General features: G+C 40.0%; 20 protein-coding genes. 12 read left to right on the top strand and 8 right to left on the bottom strand.

The window, feature by feature from the left end; all coding sequences use genetic code 11:
- The first annotated feature begins 64 nt into the window (after window positions 1–64).
- Entirely contained in the window at window positions 65–4,270 is a 4,206-nt protein-coding gene (rpoC, locus tag R3X26_RS17300; protein WP_317718581.1) for a DNA-directed RNA polymerase subunit beta', read from the top strand.
- 193 nt (window positions 4,271–4,463) lie between these two features.
- Entirely contained in the window at window positions 4,464–4,904 is a 441-nt protein-coding gene (locus R3X26_RS17295; protein WP_317718580.1) for a hypothetical protein, read from the top strand.
- Window positions 4,905–5,007: 103 nt separating this feature from the next.
- Here R3X26_RS17295 and rsd read toward each other — a convergent pair whose 3' ends face one another.
- Window positions 5,008–5,502, bottom strand: a complete 495-nt coding sequence (gene rsd / locus R3X26_RS17290) for a sigma D regulator (protein WP_317718579.1) — start codon at window positions 5,500–5,502, stop codon at window positions 5,008–5,010.
- 181 nt (window positions 5,503–5,683) lie between these two features.
- Between rsd and nudC the strand changes: the two genes are divergently transcribed.
- Entirely contained in the window at window positions 5,684–6,472 is a 789-nt protein-coding gene (gene nudC / locus R3X26_RS17285; RefSeq protein ID WP_317718578.1) for an NAD(+) diphosphatase, read from the top strand.
- Window positions 6,473–6,720: 248 nt separating this feature from the next.
- Window positions 6,721–7,788, top strand: a complete 1,068-nt coding sequence (gene hemE, locus R3X26_RS17280) for a uroporphyrinogen decarboxylase (protein WP_317718577.1) — start codon at window positions 6,721–6,723, stop codon at window positions 7,786–7,788.
- An 87-nt stretch (window positions 7,789–7,875) separates the two neighbouring features.
- On the opposite strand, the gene R3X26_RS17275 is transcribed toward hemE, so the two are convergent.
- Window positions 7,876–8,802, bottom strand: a complete 927-nt coding sequence (locus R3X26_RS17275; protein ID WP_317718576.1) for a D-2-hydroxyacid dehydrogenase — start codon at window positions 8,800–8,802, stop codon at window positions 7,876–7,878.
- Between the two features lie 69 nt (window positions 8,803–8,871).
- On the opposite strand from R3X26_RS17275, the gene R3X26_RS17270 reads away from it, so the two are divergent.
- Entirely contained in the window at window positions 8,872–9,459 is a 588-nt protein-coding gene (locus R3X26_RS17270) for a YjaG family protein (RefSeq protein ID WP_317718575.1), read from the top strand.
- Window positions 9,460–9,501: 42 nt separating this feature from the next.
- Here the strand turns inward: R3X26_RS17270 and R3X26_RS17265 are convergent, their stop codons facing one another.
- Window positions 9,502–10,560: a CNNM domain-containing protein gene (locus R3X26_RS17265; protein WP_317718574.1), complete on the bottom strand. Its 1,059-nt coding sequence runs from the start codon at window positions 10,558–10,560 to the stop codon at window positions 9,502–9,504.
- A 269-nt stretch (window positions 10,561–10,829) separates the two neighbouring features.
- Here R3X26_RS17265 and hupA point away from each other — a divergent pair, with 269 nt between their 5' ends.
- Window positions 10,830–11,102 (top strand): nucleoid-associated protein HU-alpha, encoded by a 273-nt coding sequence (gene hupA / locus R3X26_RS17260; protein ID WP_317718573.1) that lies wholly within the window; start codon window positions 10,830–10,832, stop codon window positions 11,100–11,102.
- Between the two features lie 41 nt (window positions 11,103–11,143).
- The gene (locus R3X26_RS17255; protein WP_317718589.1) at window positions 11,144–11,845 is read left to right on the top strand and encodes a DUF1481 domain-containing protein; all 702 of its coding nucleotides are present in this window, start codon (window positions 11,144–11,146) and stop codon (window positions 11,843–11,845) included.
- A 115-nt stretch (window positions 11,846–11,960) separates the two neighbouring features.
- On the opposite strand, the gene purD is transcribed toward R3X26_RS17255, so the two are convergent.
- Together purD and purH are read right to left on the bottom strand one after the other, a co-directional pair.
- Window positions 11,961–13,271, bottom strand: coding sequence for a phosphoribosylamine--glycine ligase (gene purD / locus R3X26_RS17250; RefSeq protein WP_317718572.1), 1,311 nt, complete (start codon window positions 13,269–13,271; stop codon window positions 11,961–11,963).
- A gap of 120 nt (window positions 13,272–13,391) precedes the next feature.
- A complete protein-coding gene (gene purH, locus R3X26_RS17245) occupies window positions 13,392–14,999 on the bottom strand; it encodes a bifunctional phosphoribosylaminoimidazolecarboxamide formyltransferase/IMP cyclohydrolase (protein ID WP_317718571.1) in 1,608 nt (535 codons plus the stop codon).
- A gap of 192 nt (window positions 15,000–15,191) precedes the next feature.
- Between purH and zntR the strand changes: the two genes are divergently transcribed.
- Window positions 15,192–15,590 (top strand): Zn(2+)-responsive transcriptional regulator, encoded by a 399-nt coding sequence (gene zntR, locus R3X26_RS17240; RefSeq protein ID WP_317718570.1) that lies wholly within the window; start codon window positions 15,192–15,194, stop codon window positions 15,588–15,590.
- A gap of 85 nt (window positions 15,591–15,675) precedes the next feature.
- Here zntR and R3X26_RS17235 read toward each other — a convergent pair whose 3' ends face one another.
- Both R3X26_RS17235 and R3X26_RS17230 read right to left on the bottom strand, forming a co-directional pair.
- Complete coding sequence (locus R3X26_RS17235; protein WP_317718569.1) at window positions 15,676–16,608, bottom strand: sodium-dependent bicarbonate transport family permease; 933 nt, start codon at window positions 16,606–16,608, stop codon at window positions 15,676–15,678.
- Window positions 16,609–16,611: 3 nt separating this feature from the next.
- Complete coding sequence (locus tag R3X26_RS17230; RefSeq protein WP_317718568.1) at window positions 16,612–16,827, bottom strand: hypothetical protein; 216 nt, start codon at window positions 16,825–16,827, stop codon at window positions 16,612–16,614.
- A 158-nt stretch (window positions 16,828–16,985) separates the two neighbouring features.
- Here R3X26_RS17230 and R3X26_RS17225 point away from each other — a divergent pair, with 158 nt between their 5' ends.
- Window positions 16,986–17,912 carry a LysR family transcriptional regulator gene (locus R3X26_RS17225; protein ID WP_317718567.1) on the top strand — a complete coding sequence of 309 codons (927 nt, stop codon included), beginning with the start codon at window positions 16,986–16,988 and terminating at the stop codon, window positions 17,910–17,912.
- Window positions 17,913–17,970: 58 nt separating this feature from the next.
- Window positions 17,971–18,450 carry a GNAT family N-acetyltransferase gene (locus R3X26_RS17220; protein ID WP_317718566.1) on the top strand — a complete coding sequence of 160 codons (480 nt, stop codon included), beginning with the start codon at window positions 17,971–17,973 and terminating at the stop codon, window positions 18,448–18,450.
- A gap of 181 nt (window positions 18,451–18,631) precedes the next feature.
- Here the strand turns inward: R3X26_RS17220 and R3X26_RS17215 are convergent, their stop codons facing one another.
- Window positions 18,632–19,228, bottom strand: coding sequence for a hypothetical protein (locus R3X26_RS17215; protein ID WP_317718565.1), 597 nt, complete (start codon window positions 19,226–19,228; stop codon window positions 18,632–18,634).
- Window positions 19,229–19,818: 590 nt separating this feature from the next.
- Here R3X26_RS17215 and R3X26_RS17210 point away from each other — a divergent pair.
- Both R3X26_RS17210 and R3X26_RS17205 read left to right on the top strand, forming a co-directional pair.
- Complete coding sequence (locus tag R3X26_RS17210) at window positions 19,819–21,039, top strand: site-specific integrase (protein WP_317718564.1); 1,221 nt, start codon at window positions 19,819–19,821, stop codon at window positions 21,037–21,039.
- A 116-nt stretch (window positions 21,040–21,155) separates the two neighbouring features.
- Window positions 21,156–21,986 (top strand): hypothetical protein (locus R3X26_RS17205; RefSeq protein WP_317718563.1); only part of this gene is annotated, 831 nt, incomplete at its 3' end.

Here is a 21,986-nt window from a genome sequence, read left to right as displayed (position 1 = left end):
GTTCTCGTTATTGACTGGTTAGTCCATCTAACGAGTTCCTTTTAACTCCTTACAGGAGCTGATTGTGAAAGACTTATTAAACTTTCTAAAAGCACAGCATAAGACCGAAGAATTTGATGCTATCAAAATCGGTCTATCATCACCTGACATGATTCGTTCATGGTCTTTTGGTGAAGTTAAGAAACCTGAAACGATTAACTATCGTACGTTCAAACCAGAGCGTGACGGGCTTTTCTGTGCGCGTATATTTGGACCAGTTAAAGACTATGAATGTCTTTGTGGTAAATATAAGCGTTTAAAACATCGTGGTGTTATCTGTGAGAAGTGTGGCGTAGAAGTTACACAAACTAAAGTTCGTCGTGACCGTATGGGTCACATTGAACTTGCGTCTCCAGTTGCCCATATCTGGTTCCTAAAATCGTTACCATCTCGTATTGGTCTGTTAATGGATATCCCACTGCGTGATATCGAACGCGTACTTTACTTTGAAATGTACGTAGTAACAGAGCCAGGTATGACTGATCTAGAAAAAGGTCAGATGCTGACAGAAGATGAGTATCTAGATCGTCTAGAAGAGTGGGGCGACGAGTTCACCGCTAAGATGGGTGCAGAAGCGATCAAAGATCTGCTTGCTACTATGGATCTTAACGCTGAAACTGAACAAATGCGTGAAGAACTTGAGACTACTAACTCAGAAACTAAGCGTAAAAAAATCACTAAGCGCTTGAAGCTTGTTGAAGCATTCATCAGTTCTGGCAACAATCCAGAATGGATGATTTTAACAGTTCTTCCAGTTCTTCCACCAGATCTTCGCCCTCTAGTGCCACTAGATGGTGGTCGTTTTGCGACATCTGATCTGAACGACCTATATCGTCGTGTGATTAACCGTAACAACCGTTTGAAGCGTCTTTTAGAGCTTGCGGCTCCGGACATTATTGTGCGTAACGAAAAACGTATGCTACAAGAATCCGTTGATGCGCTTTTAGATAATGGTCGTCGTGGTCGTGCGATTACTGGTTCTAACAAACGTCCATTGAAATCTCTTGCTGATATGATCAAGGGTAAACAAGGCCGTTTCCGTCAGAACTTGCTAGGTAAACGTGTTGACTATTCTGGTCGTTCTGTAATTACAGTAGGTCCATATTTACGTCTGCATCAGTGTGGTCTTCCGAAGAAGATGGCACTAGAACTCTTTAAACCATTCATCTACAGCAAGCTAGAAACTCGTGGCATGGCTACGACAATTAAAGCAGCGAAGAAAATGGTAGAGCGCGAAGAAGCGGTTGTTTGGGATATTCTAGATGACGTTATTCGTGAACACCCAGTATTGTTAAACCGTGCACCAACACTTCACCGTCTTGGTATTCAAGCGTTTGAACCAGTACTTATCGAAGGTAAAGCAATTCAGCTACACCCACTTGTGTGTGCGGCATACAACGCTGACTTCGATGGTGACCAAATGGCGGTACACGTACCTCTAACTTTGGAAGCGCAACTTGAAGCACGTACACTGATGATGTCGACGAATAACATTTTGTCTCCAGCATCAGGTGATCCAATTATCGTACCTTCTCAGGACGTTGTATTGGGTCTTTATTACATGACTCGTGACAAGATTAATGTTAAAGGTGAGGGCATGTACCTTGCTGGGCCAGAAGAAGCAGAAAAGGCTTATCGTACCAAGTCTGCTGAACTTCATGCTCGCGTTAAAGTTCGCATCACTGAAACTGTTGTCGATGAAGATGGCGAAAGCACAACCAATACTAAAATGGTTGATACTACCGTTGGACGTGCCATGCTTTGGCAAATCGTACCAAAAGGTCTGCCATTTAGCCTTGTTAACCAGAAGTTAGGTAAGAAACAAATTTCTACCCTTCTAAACGAGGCGTATCGTAAGCTTGGACTTAAAGATACGGTTATTTTTGCTGACCAAATCATGTATACAGGTTTTGCATACGCAGCGCTGTCTGGTGTTTCTGTTGGTATCAACGATATGGTTGTTCCTGCAGCTAAATACACTGAAATTTCTGAAGCAGAAGAAGAAGTTCGCGAAATCCAAGAGCAATTCCAGTCTGGTTTGGTTACTGCGGGTGAGCGTTACAACAAAGTTATCGATATTTGGGCTTCAACCAACGACCGTGTTGCTAAAGCTATGATGGATAACCTGTCGACAGAGACTGTAATTAACCGTGATGGTGAAGAAGAGCAGCAAGAATCGTTTAACAGCATCTATATGATGGCTGACTCCGGTGCTCGTGGTTCTGCAGCACAGATTCGTCAGCTTGCTGGTATGCGTGGTTTGATGGCTCGTCCAGACGGTTCAATCATCGAAACCCCGATTACTGCAAACTTTAAAGAAGGTTTGAACGTACTTCAGTACTTTATCTCTACGCACGGTGCTCGTAAGGGTCTTGCGGATACGGCACTGAAAACAGCAAACTCAGGTTACTTGACTCGTCGTCTAGTAGACGTAGCTCAAGATGTCGTTGTACATGAACACGACTGTGGAACTCATGAAGGTATCGACATGATGCCTCACATTGAAGGTGGTGACGTTAAAGTTGCACTTTCTGAGTTAGCATTGGGTCGTGTTGTTGCTGAAGATGTACTGAAACCAGGTACCGATGATGTATTGATTCCACGTAATACTCTAATTGATGAGAAGTGGTGTCAAATCATGGAAGAAAACTCTGTAGACCGTATGAAAGTACGTTCTGTAGTGACCTGTGATGCAGACTTTGGTTGTTGTGCTCAGTGTTATGGGCGTGACCTAGCACGTGGACACCTTGTTAACCAAGGTGAGGCAGTAGGTGTTATTGCTGCTCAATCTATCGGTGAACCAGGTACTCAGCTTACCATGCGTACGTTCCACATCGGTGGTGCTGCTTCAACAGCGGCTGCTGAGAACAGCATTCAAGCTAAGACAACTGGTACGGTTAAACTTCATAATGCTAAGTTCGTTATTAATAAAGATAATAAACTTGTCATTACTTCTCGTGCATCTGAACTGACGATTATTGATGAGTTCGGCCGTACGAAAGAGAAGCACAAACTACCTTACGGTTCTATGCTGAGTAAGAAGCATGACGAAGACGTTACCGCTGGCGACATCGTTGCTAACTGGGAAGCGCACACCATGCCAATCATTACTGAAGTGGCAGGTCGTATCCAATATGTGGATATGATTGATGGTGTAACCGTTACTCGTCAAACTGATGACTTAACTGGTCTTTCTTCAAGCGAAGTAACCGACCCAGCAGCTCGTTCTACAGCAGGTAAAGATATGCGTCCAGCTATCAAACTTGTTGATGCGAAAGGTAAAGATGTAATGATTCCTGGCACTGATATGCCTGCTCATTACTTCTTACCAGGTAAAGCGATTGTTCAAATCGAAGATGGTGCAGAAGTTGGTATCGGTGACACGTTATCTCGTATTCCACAGAAATCAGGTGGAAACAAAGATATCACCGGTGGTCTTCCTCGAGTTGCTGATCTATTTGAAGCGCGTAAGCCTAAAGAGCCTGCAATCCTTGCTGAACACACAGGTACTGTGTCGTTTGGTAAAGAGACCAAAGGTAAGCGTCGCCTTGTTATCACTAGAGAGGGTGGTGAGCATTACGAAGAGATGATTCCTAAGCATCGTCAACTAAACGTGTTTGAAGGTGAGAAGATCGAACGTGGTGATGTTATTGCCGACGGTCCAGAAACACCACATGATATTCTACGTTTACGTGGTATTCGTGCGGTAACCTCTTACATTGCAAACGAAGTACAAGAAGTATACCGTCTGCAAGGCGTTAAGATTAACGATAAGCACATTGAAACTATCGTTCGTCAGATGCTACGTAAGTGTACCATTACTCATGCAGGTGACTCAGAGTTCCTTGCTGGTGAACAGGTTGAATACGCTAACGTTAAAATTGCTAACCGCGCTCTAGAAGCGGAAGGTAAAGAGCCAGCGCGTTTTGAACGTGAACTACTGGGTATTACCAAAGCATCTCTAGCAACTGAATCGTTTATTTCTGCCGCTTCGTTCCAAGAAACGACTCGCGTGCTAACAGAAGCTGCTGTTTCTGGTAAGCGTGATGATTTACGTGGCCTGAAAGAGAACGTTATTGTTGGTCGTCTAATTCCTGCTGGTACTGGTTTCGCCTACCACCAAGAGCGTCAGAAACTTCGTGAAGGTGGAGGCCCAGAAGCGCCGTCTGCTGAGCAAGCTACAGACAATCTTGCTGCACTGCTTAATGCTGGCTTTTCTTCGGAAGAATAAGTATTAACAACGCATCAAAAAAAGCACCTTAGGGTGCTTTTTTTTTCGTTTATGCGTAGCCACTTGAGCCAACGGAGTTTGGCATGCAGAAAGGTTTAAAAAACCAATGATGCTATATTAATCAAACATTATCTATATAAACTTTTGATGTCAAAAAGCATAAGTTCAATGGAGCGTTGAAAGTAAATTGCCTATGAATATATTAATCAAGTGGGTATTGATAGTTGTCGCAAACTCGATATACGCGTTTAACGTTGCAGTGAACTCGGGAGAATTTGTTGTATCAGGTATAATATTAGGGATTGCGACCTGGATTATTATTTACGTTTTATTAGACACTTATCTTGCTAAGAAGGGTTATGTCAAGCAGAGCAAACAGCTGACTATTAGTACATGCCTTCGAATACCGTTACAGTTATTTTCTATTATCGATTTTTATGCGGGATTCGCTGCTATTAATACTGTGGAGCTGATTTTTCCGTGGGTAAGTTCTGCATTAGTTGGAACATACTTGGGGACAGTATGTACCGGTTTTTATCTTAGCCTTGTATGCGGAATCATATTGCTGTTTGTTCATTTAGTTGCTTGGTTAGCAGAAAGGGCAAGTAAAAGTAACGAGACAGGTAAAATATGATATTACCGCAAGATCCAAGTCCAAGTAGAGAAGGGCGTTTCAATTGCTTCCACTCTACTCGATTCGAGGTTAGGTTTAACTATAATAATATACTGTGATTAGTTTACGCGCCGGGTGGGACTGCTAAACTATCGGCTATCAATTGAATAAGATAATCCTCCACTTCAAATCTAGTTTCAATAATCTCACCAATTAATGACAAATCACTGTCAAAATCATCCAAAGTATCGTCTTGGTCTACATCTGCATATTTGTCGGTAAAATTGAGCAGGGGGTCCGTGGTCAGAATTATTTGTCCATAAGTTTGGTTTATTTCATCAGTTGGAGAAAAGCCAGTGGATTTCCATTTATCCATAACCATTTCATAAATTTTAAAATGGCCTTCAGAAATGTAATCTACTAGGTGTTGGCTAAACTGTTGTAACTCTTGAGGAGTAGGAAGTCGCTCAACCGCCTTTTTATTCGCGTTTGGGCTGAGTGCTGCGAGGTGGCAATATTCGACGATAACCACTTGTCGTGTATCGAGCCAATGATCAATTACATCGCTTGATCCGCCCCATTGTTCTTGTACTTTTTTAAATTTATTTAACATGACCATGTCCCTCATGATCAGATTGCGCACATTGCGACAATCGAGAAATCCCGTTACAGGGGCGTATATGAAATTATTATCTATTTGATACCAAAAGTAATATTAAACTTCATTGCACGAAAACTAATTCTGGTATGAATTTAGATTGCCAGTAAAATAAAGTAACTTCAAGTGACGAGGTCAAAGGATGTTAAAAAATAGAGTGAAAAATAATGAGGATGATGCCTATTGGATAGTTGTGAATGGCAGTTCGCTTTGGTTAGTCGATGATAAGATCCCATTTGGCAACCATAAAGATCTAAGCTTGCCGCCAGAAAAAGCGATTTGCATTGGCAAATATGAAAATTGTGACGTTATGTGGGTTAATGAAGTAGATATAGAGTCTCCATTAGAAATGACTTCTCTTCGAGACCATTTGTTGATGCCGCAAGCGTTATTCTTATTAGCAAGTAAGGCAATTCAATATGGTCATATGACTCAAACACAGCGATTTTGTGCTCAGTGTGGTGGACGAAATTTTTTAAATCATAATGAAATAGCGATGCAATGTGGAGAGTGTCGTAAGATACACTACCCGAGAATTTTTCCTTGTATCATTGTAGCGGTAAGAAACGATGACAAAATTTTATTAGCTCAACATCCACAACACAAAGGCGGAATGTTCACAGTAATCGCTGGTTTCTTAGAAGTAGGTGAAACATTAGAGCAATGTGTTGCCAGAGAAGTAAAAGAAGAAACCGGACTAAACATTAACAATATCCGCTATTTTGACAGCCAGCCATGGGCTTTTCCTACTAATATGATGATCGGTTTTTTAGCAGACTATGAATCAGGGGATATCAAACCTGATTATTCTGAGCTCGCGGATGTAAAATGGTTTACACCCGAACAAATACCGCCGATAGCCCCTAAAGGTACTATCGCACGTGCATTAATAGATAAAACTATCGAGAATATAAAACAGAAAAAAGAATAAAAAAAACCCTCCGTAAACGGAGGGGGTAAGTAAGATGTCGTTATGAGATTTCTAGGTATTTAATTACCTAAGTTTATTATAGTTTTCGCTAGCGATAGATTTGTAGCATGCTGGTTAGTCAGACGCAAAAGAATTAGTCGTTAAAAACTTGAGAACATGATCTAGGGCTCAAAGCTTGTGTCGCAGCTTACTCTAACAGTGTTAGAATAAGCGTTTGGAAAACTTAAAGTTCAAATTGGAAATGCGGAATGACCGAATTAAAAAATGATCGCTACTTACGCGCTCTATTAAAACAACCTGTAGATTACACCCCTGTCTGGATGATGCGTCAAGCAGGACGTTATTTACCGGAATATAAAGCAACGCGAGCTCAGGCGGGCGATTTTATGTCACTTTGTCGGAATGCTGAATTAGCTTCTGAAGTGACACTTCAACCTCTGCGCCGTTTTCCTCTAGACGCTGCTATTTTGTTTTCTGATATTTTAACCATTCCGGATGCTATGGGGTTAGGTTTGTATTTCGATACAGGTGAAGGGCCAAAATTTGAACGTCCTATTACCTGTAAAGCAGATGTAGATAAAATCGGTAATCCTGATCCTGAAGGTGAACTTCAGTATGTGATGAACGCTGTACGCCAAATACGTAAAGACTTGCAAGGGGAAGTGCCTCTTATCGGGTTTTCCGGAAGCCCATGGACATTAGCTACCTACATGGTGGAAGGCGGTACGTCTAAAGCGTTCACTAAAATTAAAAAAATGATGTATGCAGAGCCAGCAACACTGCATTTATTATTGGATAAATTAGCGGACAGTGTCATTGATTATCTCAATGCTCAAATTAAAGCCGGTGCTCAATCGGTAATGGTATTTGATACTTGGGGTGGTGTTCTCACACCTAGAGATTACAACTTGTTTTCTTTGCAATATATGCAAAAAATTGTTGATGGATTGATTCGTGAAAATGAGGGCCGTCGTGTTCCTGTTACGCTATTTACTAAAAATGGTGGAATGTGGTTAGAACAAATAGCCGCTACAGGTTGTGATGCCGTTGGATTAGATTGGACTATTGATATTGCAAATGCTAAAGCGCGTGTAGGTAATAAAGTCGCCTTACAAGGAAATATGGACCCATCAATACTTTACTCATCTGCATCACGTATAGAAGAGGAAGTTGCCACGATTCTGAAAGGGTTTGGCGAGGAAAATACTGGGCATGTATTTAACCTAGGACACGGAATTCATTTGGATGTACCGCCTGAAAATGCAGGTGTGTTTGTCGATGCCGTTCATAAATTATCTAAGCCGTATCATAAATAATATTGGAGGCGCTTGCGGCTTCAAATTGTCTATGAAATGAAGTAAAGCACTAATGCAAAATCATTAGTGCTTCTTAATTTTTAAAGGTTAATAACCTTTATCAAAATCGACTTGATTATCTAATTGGAATCCGTCACGCCATTTTAGATAATTGTCACTGAATATCTCAAAAACTTGCTCTGGAAAACTGTCTGCGGCGATATGTGGAGTAATCGTTACTTTGGCGTTATGCCAATAAGAGCATTGTTCTGAAATTGGTTCGTTAGCGAAAACATCTAAAAAAGCATGCGATATATTATCTCCTTCCAAAGCCTCTATAAGTGCAGCTGTGTTAACGGAATTGCCTCTACCTACGTTGAAAAATAAAGCATTACGGCAATGAGAAAAAAAGGTCTGGTCAAACATGTTTTTTGTCTGTGTTGTCCCAGGCAAAGTAGACACAATGATGTCAGCATCGGCTAAATATAAGTCCAATTGCTCAAAGTGGGCGGTTTGATCAAAAGCCGATTCTTTAGGCGGAATGCCGCTACGATTAATTCCTATCGAATGTAAATTGAGCGATGCGGCCGTTTTCGCTAAGTAATTACCAATTGCACCGGTACCTAAAATTAACAATTTTTTTCCAGCCAAAGTACTATAAGAGTGTGGTTGCCAACATTTTTGCTGTTGCTGCTGCCTGTAGAGGTTAAAGTGACGAAAATACTCAATGCAGTAGCCAAGTACATATTCAGATATTTGTTGACCAAATATACCTTTCACATTAGTGAGGTCGTAATCTTGTCGCAGGCCTGGCTGCATTAAAGGGTCAACTCCTGCATAAGTAGACTGAACCCAGTTCATATTAGAAAATGTATCAATACAGTCAGCTAATATGGGCGGAGCAGCAAGCACAATATTAGCATCGCTGTTTTTTTCAGTAATGATTAAACCTGGTAAATTGGCCTTTTCAAATAGCTCAAGATAAACACTATCACTTTTGGTTAAAATTCGTAGTTTGTTGTTGAAATTATCCATCTGTTTTCTTTTTTCCCTTTGCTTAATCGAGTACACTGCAGCTGATTATTTTTAAACCATAGAGCGGTTATGTTACAAAATCCACTTCAAGTACGCCTAGAAAAGTTCGAGCCTTGGCAGCAAATTACCTTCATGGCTTGTTTATGTGAACGCATGTACCCCAATTATGTCGTGTTTTGTGAGAATACAGAATTTGCCGAAGCGCGTATATATCGAGATATTCTCGATAGTGTTTGGGAATTAATGACAGTTAAAACTGCAAAAATTAATTTTGAGCGTCAGTTAGAAAAATTAGAAGTGCTTATTCCAGATTCAGAAGACTTTGATTTTTATGCGGTTTACCCTGCAATTGATGCTTGTAAAGCTCTATCTACGTTACTGCATGGATTGTTGGATCGAGACTATCTATTTGAAAATATGCTGTCAGTTAGCGAAATATCTGTCACCACGGTTAGTCAATTAGAAGAAGCACAGGGTAGTGAGCCCATTACTAATGACAATCAAAAAGATAACCTTGCGGTTTGTACCGAATGGGATGTTCAATGGGCTATTTATCGACCGCTTATTGAAGCAGAAAGACGAGATATAGAGTTAATCAAAGATTTACGCCAAGAAATTAAAGAGGAAGGTGTGAGTAATATAGGCCTCGCTCTTTAAGTTACTTTCGGTGTAGTTGATGTGATTAAGTTGTTATTGAACTTAATCACTATCATCACGGCTTACTTTTACGTCATGCATCTTTTTCCATGTTTCCCAACGTTGATACGCTAATTCTTGCATGTTGGTAGTTCGGTCCGCTTCATCAATGATTTGTTCTCCTAAAAGATGCTCAAAGATATCCTCTAGTGTCACAATGCCTTGAATCGTACCATATTCATCGACAACTAAAATTAATTGAAGTCGTTGAGCCAACATATGATCAAAAGCTTTTGGCAGCGCTGTATTATTGAGTAATACATTGATCGGGCGCATTATAGCGCCGAGTTGTCTTTCTCCATGACCTAATTGTTGTAGTTTGTACAGTTCCAGCCTATGAATGAACCCAAGGACGTTATCTTTTTGTTGGCTATAAATTAACGGACGAGAAAAGGGAATATCTTTATACTGTTCGATAAATTTATTGATGGTTAATTCTGCTTTCACTCTGAAAACAACCGGTCGAGGTGTCATTATTTTAGTAATCGGAACATCACGTAGAGAAAGTAGGTTGTCGAGTATTTTTGATTCGCCTTCATTAAACTCGCCTCTCTCTTTTGCTAGCATCGCCATCGCAGAAATTTCATCACGTAATTTAGGCGGAGTATGGCCATGGGCTAAGCGTTTGGTAATTTGCTCTGATAACCAAACAAAAGGTGTCAGAGCCCAAACCATCCATTCTAATATATTGGCTGCTAATGGCGCGAGCTGCCGCCAGTAGGTTGCTCCTATCGTCTTTGGAACAATTTCTGACAGCAGTAAAATACCTAGGGTTAATAACGCAGAAAAAACACCTAACCACTGATTGCCAAACACCGTAGCAGCTTGAGCACCAGCACCAGCAGCGCCAATGGTATGAGCAATAGTATTTAAGGTTAAAATTGAAGCGAGAGGTCTGTCTATGTTTTCTTTTAGTTGACTTAGTTTGAGCGCAGATGGGTGATTCTTTTGTCTCATTTGCGCTAAGTAACTAGAGGTAATACTTAATAGTATCGCTTCCAGTACCGAACAAATAAATGAAACACCAATAGCAATAGCGATATATATAGTCAGTAAGAACATAAAATTTTGTTGAGGCTTCCTGTAGAAATTATCAATAAATATTGGTCAATATAAGCTTATATTATAGCCCTTACATCTTGTATTTATTCATGTTAGTGCTATTTTTTAGGGGGTCGCAATAGCAAAAACTGTATCAATTTGTGATTTATTGCCCATATTCTGGTTAAAAATCTATCTTTTAAAGAAAACTTCATTCACAAACCTTTGCCAGACGGGGGCTTTATGCATTACAGTGGAATGAATTTGATAACAAATGAGAAGGGAAACCTATGAACAAGACCCAATTAATCGACTTTATCGCTGAAAAAGCGGATCTATCTAAAGCACAAGCAAAATCTGCTCTTGAAGCAACTCTTAGTAGTGTAACTGAAACACTAAAAGAGGGTGACCAAGTCCAACTAATTGGTTTCGGTACATTCAAAGTGAATCACCGTGCAGCACGTACTGGTCGTAACCCCAAAACCGGCGAAGAGATTCAAATTTCAGCGGCTAATGTCCCTGCATTTGTTGCTGGTAAAGCACTGAAAGATTCAGTTAAGTAATAAGGTCGACACCGAACATATTACTGTTCGGTGTCATTCTGATTATGAAAAAAATCATTTTAGTTCTACTCGCCAGTTCTTTTGTTATCGGCTGTTCTTCTGGCTCAAAAGAGACAGATAGTCAGCGCTTCATGACTTTTACGAGTGGGCAAACCGCTGGTGATTCAACTAGCTTTTACTGGTATACCGAGCGACTAGATATGCCCTATTCTGCGGCAGATGTGGTTACGTCAGGAGATTATGGTTGGTATCAGTCTAATTATCGCTGGAGAGAAAATAGCGTCAAAGAGATTGTTCGCGAAGGGACAACACTGCAAACATCAAACGAGTTAGTACCATTTAAAGTGCATTTGCGTTTTAATCAAGATGGAGAGGCGGTTTACCAACAATATAGGCTTGATGGTAAGGTGCTTCCTTTTACTCCTAAACAGATTACACAACTAAAAAATGAAGCGATGTCGGTTAAGATTTCTACCGAGGTTGGCAGTAAGAATGGTGTAAAACTGATTCAGGGCTATTGGGATGGTGAGCAATTTACCGATTGCTCTGGCAACGAATACGATAGAATTGAATTTAATCAGACGTTACCAAGTTTCGTTGTGAACCGTTTAGCAAGCTTAGACAGTTACGCGGCCTTTACGGGCTCTAATTTTGTTGGAAAACTGGTTGTGACAGATTTATTAATGCTTGATGATGATGATCATGAGTGCGTTATGCGACCAATTCTTATAGAAGAGCAATAAAGGCCAATAGGAAACAGATAAAAACTTTCAAAGATACATAAAAATATCAGTTTCACCTGTTAATAGAACCCCATAAAAAAAGCGCCTTAGCGCTTTTTTTTATGGGAGAAAAAACTTATTGTTTATTCTCTCTTTCTATTGCTCTGTAGCCGATATCATTGCGATGGAACATGCCATTCCAGCTGACTTGTTTTGCAAGCTTATAAGCACGTTCTTGAGCTTCTGACACAGTATTGCCAAGTGCAGTGGCACAAAGTACACGTCCGCCACTAGTAACTATTTTACCGTCTTTTTCACTGGTGCCAGCATGGAAGATTTTTTCTTCTATCGCGCTTTCTTTATCGTTGAGTTGCTCGCTATTCGGCAGGCCAGAAATAATCTCACCTTTTGCGTAATCAGATGGGTAGCCTCCTGCTGCTAAAACGACACCAATAGATGCGCGAGGATCCCAATAAGACTCAGCATTTTCTAGGTTTTCGTCAATAGCATCTAAACAAAGGTCAACCAGATCAGATTCCATACGCATCATGATAGGTTGCGTTTCTGGATCACCAAAGCGACAATTATATTCAATCACTTTCGGTGTACCATCAGCACTAATCATTAATCCCGCATACAGGAACCCTGTGTAAGGGTGCCCTTCTGCATCCATACCACGAACCGTTGGATAAATGACTTCTTGTAGAATACGTTCATGTATTTCTGGTGTAACCACAGGTGCAGGAGAATAAGCACCCATACCGCCAGTATTCGGGCCGGTATCTTTATCGCCAACACGTTTATGATCTTGGCTGGTGGCCATTGGTAACACACTTTTACCATCAACCATAACAATAAAGCTGGCCTCTTCACCTTCTAGAAACTCTTCAATAACAACGCGGCTGCCTGCATCACCAAAGGCATTACCAGCCAACATATCTTTAATGGCTTCTTCCGCTTCTTCAAGCGTCATGGCCACAATTACCCCTTTACCCGCAGCGAGTCCATCTGCTTTTATAACTATTGGTGCGCCTTTTTCTCTAACATAGGCAATAGCAGGGTCAATTTCAGTAAAGTTAGCGTACCAACCCGTTGGAATATCATGACGAGCTAGGAAATCTTTAGTGAATGCTTTTGAACCTTCTAATTGTGCTGCGGCTTTGGTGGGACCAAAAATAGGCAGCTTTGCTTCTCTAAATGCATCTACCACACCAAGTACTAGCGGTACTTCCGGGCCAACGATAGTGAGTTCTATCGATTTTTCTTTAGCAAAAGCGACTAAAGCGTCGATATCTTCTACAGCAATAGCAACATTCGACAGCTTGGGTTCAAGTGCCGTACCTGCATTACCCGGAGCCACGTAAACTGTTTCAACATCAGGATTTTGTGCCGCTTTCCAACCTAATGCATGTTCGCGACCACCCGCACCGATAATCAATACATTCATTTTTACATCCTTAATTATTCCCTGTTCACAAAAGGGAGCAACTATTAGTTAATTTTCCCTAGAGTTCAGTCTGAACTCTAGGGCTATGTATCATTTTTGATGATTAACAATCTATAGCGATTAGTGACGGAAGTGACGCATTCCGGTAAATATCATCGCCATGCCATGTTCGTCAGCTGCTTCGATAACTTCGTTATCTCGCATCGACCCGCCAGGTTGAATAACACATTTGATACCAGCTTCAGCCGCTGCATCAATGCCATCACGGAACGGGAAGAAAGCATCAGACGCCATTACGCTTCCGGCAACTTCTAAACCTTCATCTGCCGCCTTAATACCAGCAATTTTTGCTGAGTAAACTCGGCTCATTTGACCAGCACCAACACCAATGGTCATATCACCTTTTGCATAAACAATTGCATTGGATTTCACGTATTTGGCGACTTTCCAACAGAATAAAGCATCTTTTAATTCTGCTTCTGTTGGCTGACGTTTAGAAACAATGGTTAGGTCATCTAGCGAAACCATTCCTTGATCGCGATCTTGCACTAACAGACCACCATTGACACGCTTAACATCAAAACCAGTTGTTTTTGTTGTCCATTCGCCACACTCAAGTAAACGAAGGTTTTTCTTAGTTGCAACAATTTCAATTGCTTCAGCTGATACACTTGGAGCAATAATCACCTCAACAAATTGACGCTCAACAATCGCTTTTGCAGTTTCTGCATCTAACTCTTGGTTAAACGCAATAATACCGCCAAAGGCAGACGTTGGATCAGTCTGATAAGCGCGGTTATAAGCTTCAAGAATGTCTTTGCCAAGTGCCACACCACAAGGGTTCGCATGTTTAACAATAACACAAGCTGGTTCTACAAACTCTTTTACGCATTCCAGTGCCGAATCAGTATCGGCGATATTATTGTAAGACAGAGCCTTACCTTGGATTTGTCGCGCAGTAGAAACAGAAGCTTCTTCAGGCTTGCTTTCAACGTAAAATGCGGCCGCTTGATGGCTGTTTTCGCCATAACGCATATCTTGTTTTTTCTCGAACTGCTGGTTGAAAGTACGAGGAAACTTACTTTTGTTTTTAGGGGAAGGTTGGTCGTCTTGGTTATTATCACCATAAGAAGGAACCATGGTGCCAAAGTAATTGGCGATCATGCCATCATATGCGGCAGTGTGCTCAAATGCAGCAATGGCGAGATCAAAACGAGTTTCTAATGTTAATGATTTTTCATTCGCATCCATTTCTGAAATAACGCGAGAATAATCAGATGCATTAACAACAATAGCAACGTCTTTATGGTTTTTGGCTGCACTACGTACCATCGTTGGGCCACCAATATCGATGTTTTCTACTGCATCAGCTAATGTACAACCTTCTTTGGCCACTGTTTCAGCAAAAGGGTAAAGGTTAACAACCACCATATCGATAGGGTCGATACCGTGTTGTGCCATAACAGCATCATCTTGACCACGACGGCCAAGAACACCGCCATGAACTTTAGGGTGAAGCGTTTTTACACGGCCGTCCATCATTTCAGGAAAACCTGTATAATCAGAAACTTCAGTTACTGAAATGCCTTGTTCTGCAAGTAAGCGAGCAGTGCCTCCAGTAGATAAAATATCGACACCATGGTCAGAAAGAGCTTGAGCGAACTCAACAATACCAGTTTTGTCTGATACGCTAATTAGGGCGCGACGGATTGGGCGGGCGTTATTCATTGCTTCCATTTTCCTCGAATTCACAGAGTGATTGATTAAGAGATATGTTTGTAACGATTGCAGCGATAATACTTGCTGATTTTATGGCGCGTATTCTACCCAATTTGTACTTAAAATGCTCGCGCAATCGATTGGCTTCACAAAAATAATTAAATTGGTCGGTTTTTAAGATAAAACGAAGGAAAAAATAGTATGTATTTGATTGGTGAATTGGCAAAAAAAAGTGGAGTGACAACGGATACGCTTCGATTTTATGAGAAAAATGGGCTTATTAATCCCACTTCACGCAGTGAATCCGGTTATCGCTTGTATTCGGAAACCAGTCTTGAACAAGTTCGCTTTGTTTTAAATTCGAAACAACTTGGTTTGAGTTTAGATGAGATTAAAGAACTTTTGGATATTCGTTTAGAAGCCACGCTACACAGTTGTGCAGAAGTAAAAAACATCACTTCCGCTAAACTGGAATTGGTCGATGAAAAAATTCGAGAGTTGAGCAAAATCCGCAGCGCACTAAAGAAGATAAATGATGCATGTTGCGGACAAAGTGAAAAAGATGCCAGCCACTGTTCAATATTAGAAGCGTTAAAATAAGGGCAGAATAATGACTGCCCTTATTTATGTTAATTAAGTACTTTGGTTAACTAAGTACTGTGGTTTATCAAATGCACCAGTCCAATTAACTGCCGACATGCTGGCCAAGTACAATAAAGAAAGGCACATTAAATAAAACGTTAAAAGGAAATGTAATACCTAGAGACGCGGTAATAGACATACCCGCATTTGCTTCTGGCAAGCTTTCTTTCATTGCAGCTGGCACTGCAATATAAGATGCACTTGCTCCTAATACAGCCATAAGGGTAATGCCTCCAGAGCTAAAACCGAGCAGATAACCAAGAGTAGTTCCGGCTAGGCCTCCAATCATTGGCATGAGCACGGCGAAGCTAATCAAGAATAAACTGTTTTGTTTTAATGCTGATAACTGTTGACCTGCGGTCATGCCCATCTTCAATAAGAATAAAGCTAGAACGCCAGAAAACAATTCGATGAAGAAAGGAGATAATTTTTGCACACTTTCACCACCCCAGTAACCTATCAATAAGCTACCAACCATAAGCAGTATACTTGGGTTAGCAATTAACTCTTTCTTCAAAAAATGCGCGTTTATCAGTTTTACATTACCCTTAGCCAAAACCAGACCAACGACAATTGCCGGCATTTCTAGCAATACGACAAAGAGTGGGAAGTAAGCTTCATAACTAATATTGTTAGCTTCCAATAACGCCACGGCCACGGCATAAGTCGCTACACTTACAGAGCCATAATGCGCAGCAATGGCACCCGCATTAACTTTATCCAGTTGGCCGAAAAATCTAAGCAGAGGATAGGCTATCAAAGGCAGTAATAAACCAAAGGCAACGACTGCCAGTGACATAATAATAAGATCAGGATCAATATATTTTTGTAAGGCTAATCCACCTTTAAGACCAATCGCAATCATTAAAAACATACTAAGTGTTTTATAAAGGCTTTCTGAAAAGGGGATCTTAGCTCCCAGTAATTGACAAACAATGCCTAAGACGAAAAATGCAACTACTGCGTCAATGATCATGACTTATTTCTCTCCAATAGCTTGTTGTGTAAGCACAATGTCACGACGGCGACTTTTATTTACACATGACTTGACGGTGTTAAATAAGGTAAAAACAGTCAATATGGCTGCAGATGCTAAAAAACCAAACGAATCATGACCAATTGATGTACTAATCGAGTGAAACAGAACTAACATAGTAATAGTGATTGATGGTAAAACCATATTTCGATATTTCATAAAATTCCCCCTTAAATTTCATTGCATGTTATTCTTTTATTTGCATAGATAAAAATAGATAATCTATATATTTAGAATAGATAAAAATCTATGGAATATGATTGATGAATTAGATTTGAACCACTAGTTGAAGAGCATTAACGGAATTGGAGAGGGGTATGGCGTCTCGATTACACGCACATATTGGCACGTTTCGCCAACTTGAAATTTTGCTGGCAGTTTATGAGCAAGGCAGCATAAAATCTGCCGCCGATACGCTGTTCTTAACTCAACCCACGGTATCGATGCAATTAAAGAAGTTGGCAGAATCTATTGGTCTGCCGCTATACCAGCAAGTGGGTCGAAAATTAAAATTTACCGATGCTGGGCTAGCGACGGTAAAAACGGCGCGACAAATACTGCAAAGCTGTGAAGAATTAGATATGCACTTATCTAGTCTAAAAGGACTGGAGGTTGGTACGTTAAGGTTAGCCGTTACCACAACGGCCAAGTATTTTATTCCTCACCTGCTAGGGCCATTCTGCGAACGTTATCCTGGGATTGATATTCAGTTAACTATTGCCAATAGACGACAAGTTATAGAGCGGGTAGAAAACGGCTCAGATGATTTTTATGTGTTCAGCCACTTACCACAGGATTTGGATCTTGAGGTGATCGAATTTATGTCAAATGATCTAGTTGCGATTGCTCAAGTTGACCACCCCTTTACTAAACAGAAAGTTGTTTCATTACAAGAGTTTTGCCAACAAGACTTTCTAATTCGCGAGGAAGGGTCTGGCACAAGATACGCCACAGAAGCTTTCTTTAAAAAGCAGCCATATCAACCTAATATCAAAATGACCATAGCCAGTAATGAAGCAATTATTCATTCGGTGTTATCGCGATTAGGTGTGTCTATTTTATCGGCGCATACGTTAGCGTTCGGGAATGTTTATGATGTAAAGGTGATTAACGTTGAATCCCTACCTATTCAAACGCACTGGTCATTTTCTTGGACAAGAAGCCAATCTTTGTCACCAATAGCCAAGGTGTTTTTGAACTATGTTGAAACAGAAGGCAGAAACATGATGCGTGAAGTTCTATAGAATTGAAATGATTTGTAATAGGTTGTAGTTCGAATTTATTGTATGAAAAGGGAAATATATGATTGTACTCAGAGCAATGCGTGCAGAAGAGTATCCAAGGTACTGTCAGTATTTTATTGACGATTACAGCCACGAAATAGCTAAGAATTATGGGCATTCAATGGAACTTGCCATTGAGTTAGCTAAAAAAGATTTGCATCGTTGTTTTCCAAATGGACTGGAAGGAGATGAGCATTCACTGCTCTGTATTGATGCTGATGTTAATGGTAAGCAAAACCTAGTCGGTTATTTATGGCATTCAGATAATGTTAAAGATAAATCTACCTTCATATATGATTTTTATGTGTTTAGCGACTACCGTGGGTTAGGTTATGGAACGGAAGCTATTTCTGTGTTTGAAAAGCAATTGCAAGGCCGAGGAATTAATCAAATCAAGCTGAGAGTTGCTTATCACAATGAACGAGCCCTTAAGTTGTATCAAGAAGTCGGTTTTGTGATTACAGGCTTTAACATGTCTAAGAAAATAGGGGCTTTATAGCTTAAAAACGCATTTCTAGTTAATACTGTCGTCAGGCAATACACCACAAAGGTTCCACAGTTTTTCAGCTTTTAAACCGGTCAAGTTTCAGATAAATAGAAGCTAAACTGATTACTGTCTTTGGGAGACTTAATGTGAGATCTTGGGTACGACTTCACTCCGTCTTTTATTTTTTAATGGGCTAGTCAAAATACGCACTCCAGCTTTCCATAATTTCTACACCATACTCTACTGACTCTTGGTATGCGGAGTGCATTGATTCAGATATATCTGTACTAAACTCAGATGATTTTTTTTGTGCTTTATCGAGGGAGCGCTGCACCTCAATACTTAATTCTGTAGCTGTGGGAATCGAATACTCATATCCGCAAACTTTATCGGTTTCATCAGTAGTAGTGCTATTTGTTATTTTAAAGTTTGCCTCTATCGTATCGATATCCTTCATTGTCTGGCAGGCATCTTTAATATCAAGGCTTAATGACGCTATAACTGCTGCTATACCAACATACGGTACTGCTTCAACTACAGAAGAACCTAAATTGCGTGCGGCTGATTTAGCCGTTCGTTTCGCAATATTTTTTGTCAGTTTTGTTGTATTGGATTTTAGTTTCGCATTACGTCTTTCCAGTTTCTTAATTTCTTGATTCAGTTTATTGGAACGTACTGTAGGGCTATTTTCACGCAAATGAGCCATTGGTAATTTATCGATTAACTGAAAAACCGCATTGTGAACCACAGAACTCGTTACAGTCAGTATATTTAGAGAGATTAGAGCCAAAATTACTCCAATATTAAGTGTTCTGAGCGAGTTTTTTAGCATAGCGTTTTATATAATGAGAAAAACATAACAATAACATAAATATTAGAAGTAATAGGCGTGTTATACACGTGAGTATTAAAGCTGCTTAATTATCTGGTTGTCCTAACCAACTTAGGACTGTTTTTAAACTTAGGATATCGAAAATTCCTTTTAATTCATATGTATGCCCTAATATCCTAAGTGTCGGATACTTTTCTGTTTTTTCTACATATATTTTTTACTGTCAGAATAGACAAATGTTTCGCATGAAAATTATTCTAGGTGGCACGACGGAGGTTTTTTAGTTTGGGGGTTTTGTTGTGGGTTTGAAAATAAAAAAAGACCTAACCATTAATGGATAAGTCTTTTTAAATCAATGCATTACAGTATTATTTTTTAGTTCATGCCGTATTATCAGTTTTGTGTTCATGGTTGTTCTTTTATGTTTGTGGTTTTATTTTTAACTTATTGTTATTTAATTAGTTTTAGTTCGTGTTTGTACATTGTTAGTCATTAGGATATATTGATATTCAATGAATTGTGTGTAGCAAGGTGTGTAGCAAATATATATGGTCGCTATTAATAAACTCTCAGATAAACAGCTAAAAGCTATCAATGGTAAACCTTACACAGGTAGTAAAATGCTCACAGATGGAGCGGGTCTTTCTGTTCGAATTTCTCCTAAAGGTAAAATTGGTTGGGTATATCGTTACCGCTTGGGAGGCCGTGATACAAATCCTAAGTGGGCTAGCCTAGGTAGTTATCCCGAAACAACATTAAAGCAGGCTAGAGAAAAGCGAGATCAATGTCGAGAATGGCTTGATAATGGTCTTGACCCTTCGGTAGAAATTCAATTAGCAAAAGACAAACGTGAAAAACCAATCAATGTACAAGATGCTCTAGAATATTGGTTGGTAGAATATGCTTCTGAACATCGTAAGAACGTTGAAAAGCATAGAGCGCAATTTAACAAGCACATTTATCCTTATATTGGCTCTCTACCTTTAGAGCAAGTAAGTACACAAATGTGGGTTGCTTGTTTTGATCGGATAAGGAAGGGAATTAGCGGGAAACAGAGAGCTGCACCAGTTGCCGCAGGGCTAGTTTTTCAAGGCTGTAAACAATCGTTAATATTTTGTAGGAAAAGAGGCTTTGCTATTAGTCATGCCTTAGATGACTTGATTCTTTCAGACGTAGGAAAAAAGCAAGCAAAGAGAGATAGAGTTCTGACCGAAGTGGAACTAAGAGATCTTCTTGAGTTAATGCAGAAACCTAAATTTCCTCTTTACTACAGAAACCTTCTTTTGCTTTTAATTATTTTTGGTGCTCGAACTCAAGAAGTTCGATTGTCTACATGGAATGAGTGGGATTTTAATTCGTTGCTATGGACAGTACCAAAAGCCAACAGTAAAACAGATGAAAAGATAGTGCGACCTATTCCAGAGTCACTGATTCCTTGGTTGTTATTATTAAAAACTAAAACGGAAAAAACAGGTTATGTTGTAGGTGGATTGAAAAGCTCAGAATCAGTTAGTGCCTACGGGCGAGTACTTTGGAAAAAGTTAAAGCATAGTGAAGCGTGGACGTTGCATGATTTACGTAGAACTATGGCTACTAGACTAAATGATTTGGGCGTTTATCCTCATGTTGCAGATCACTTGTTGGGTCATACGGTTGCTGGCGTTAGCGGCATCTATAATCGGAGTCAGTATCTGCCCGAAAAAATAGAAGCACTTGAGAAGTGGCTTACATATCTTCATATACGGGAACAGACTTTTCTTTCCTTATAAGACAACGTTCACATAGGTTAAGAAGATTAGTCCATTACGTTATGTAACGTATGTTGTTATTAGAATTCTCGTAACATAACATTATAGAGCAGTCGTGTACTTTATGGGTTTCAAATATGGTCGTAAATAAACGTAGATTTATTCGTATAGAAGAAATAGAGCAGAAAACCCCGTTAACGAAAGGGGATATCTTAGAACTTATAGATAACGGAGAGCTATCATTTTCCGCAAAGGTTAAAACCGACAGAATGGGGGCTATTCGTCTTCAGAACAATACTCGTTATGTATACGGGGTTTTCTGTTATGAGGGTATGATTGGCTTAACCAATAAAGCATCAAAGTGGTTTGCTGAAAAAGAGAAAGCTTACGATGTAAATTTGGTGCTTATTAAGCAACCAGAGAATATTTTAGACTGGGAAACGGTAGAAGAGTGTTTCGGGGAGGTTGAACACGATAATACGCCATATACCCATACCAAGGAGAGCAAACCAGAAAATATGATATGGGCTTTCTCAAAGCTTAGTGTCGGGAAGTCAGGCCTTCAGATGATGTCCAATATGGCGGTTATGTTAAGTAAAGCTGCTGGGACATATGGAAAGAATCCACAAGATGCAAATGTTAAAGAAGACCAGAAAGATTACTTTCGTTCGGATAAATTAAGGGTTACTCCAGAAGCATTGCGTATCGACTTGGAAGACCTTAGCCGATTTATAGACGATGAGAATAAGCTTCAACTTCAACTTCCTGTAGAAGGCGTTCAGGTTAATGTTGAAACCCACCCAATAAAGCAAATCATTGAAAGGGTATTAGTTCAAAACTCAGGCAACAATTCTCGTGAGATTTGGAATCTGGTTCGGAAAGATATTGAATCTGATTTAAAACAGTTCGATATCGATAACGTCATATTTGAAATTACTCAAGATGACTTGAGCTATTTTGGTCGAGAA

The organism is Vibrio sp. TH_r3 (assembly GCF_033101115.1).
GTDB lineage: Bacteria > Pseudomonadota > Gammaproteobacteria > Enterobacterales > Vibrionaceae > Vibrio.
This window is presented reverse-complemented; position numbering and strand designations above follow the sequence as displayed.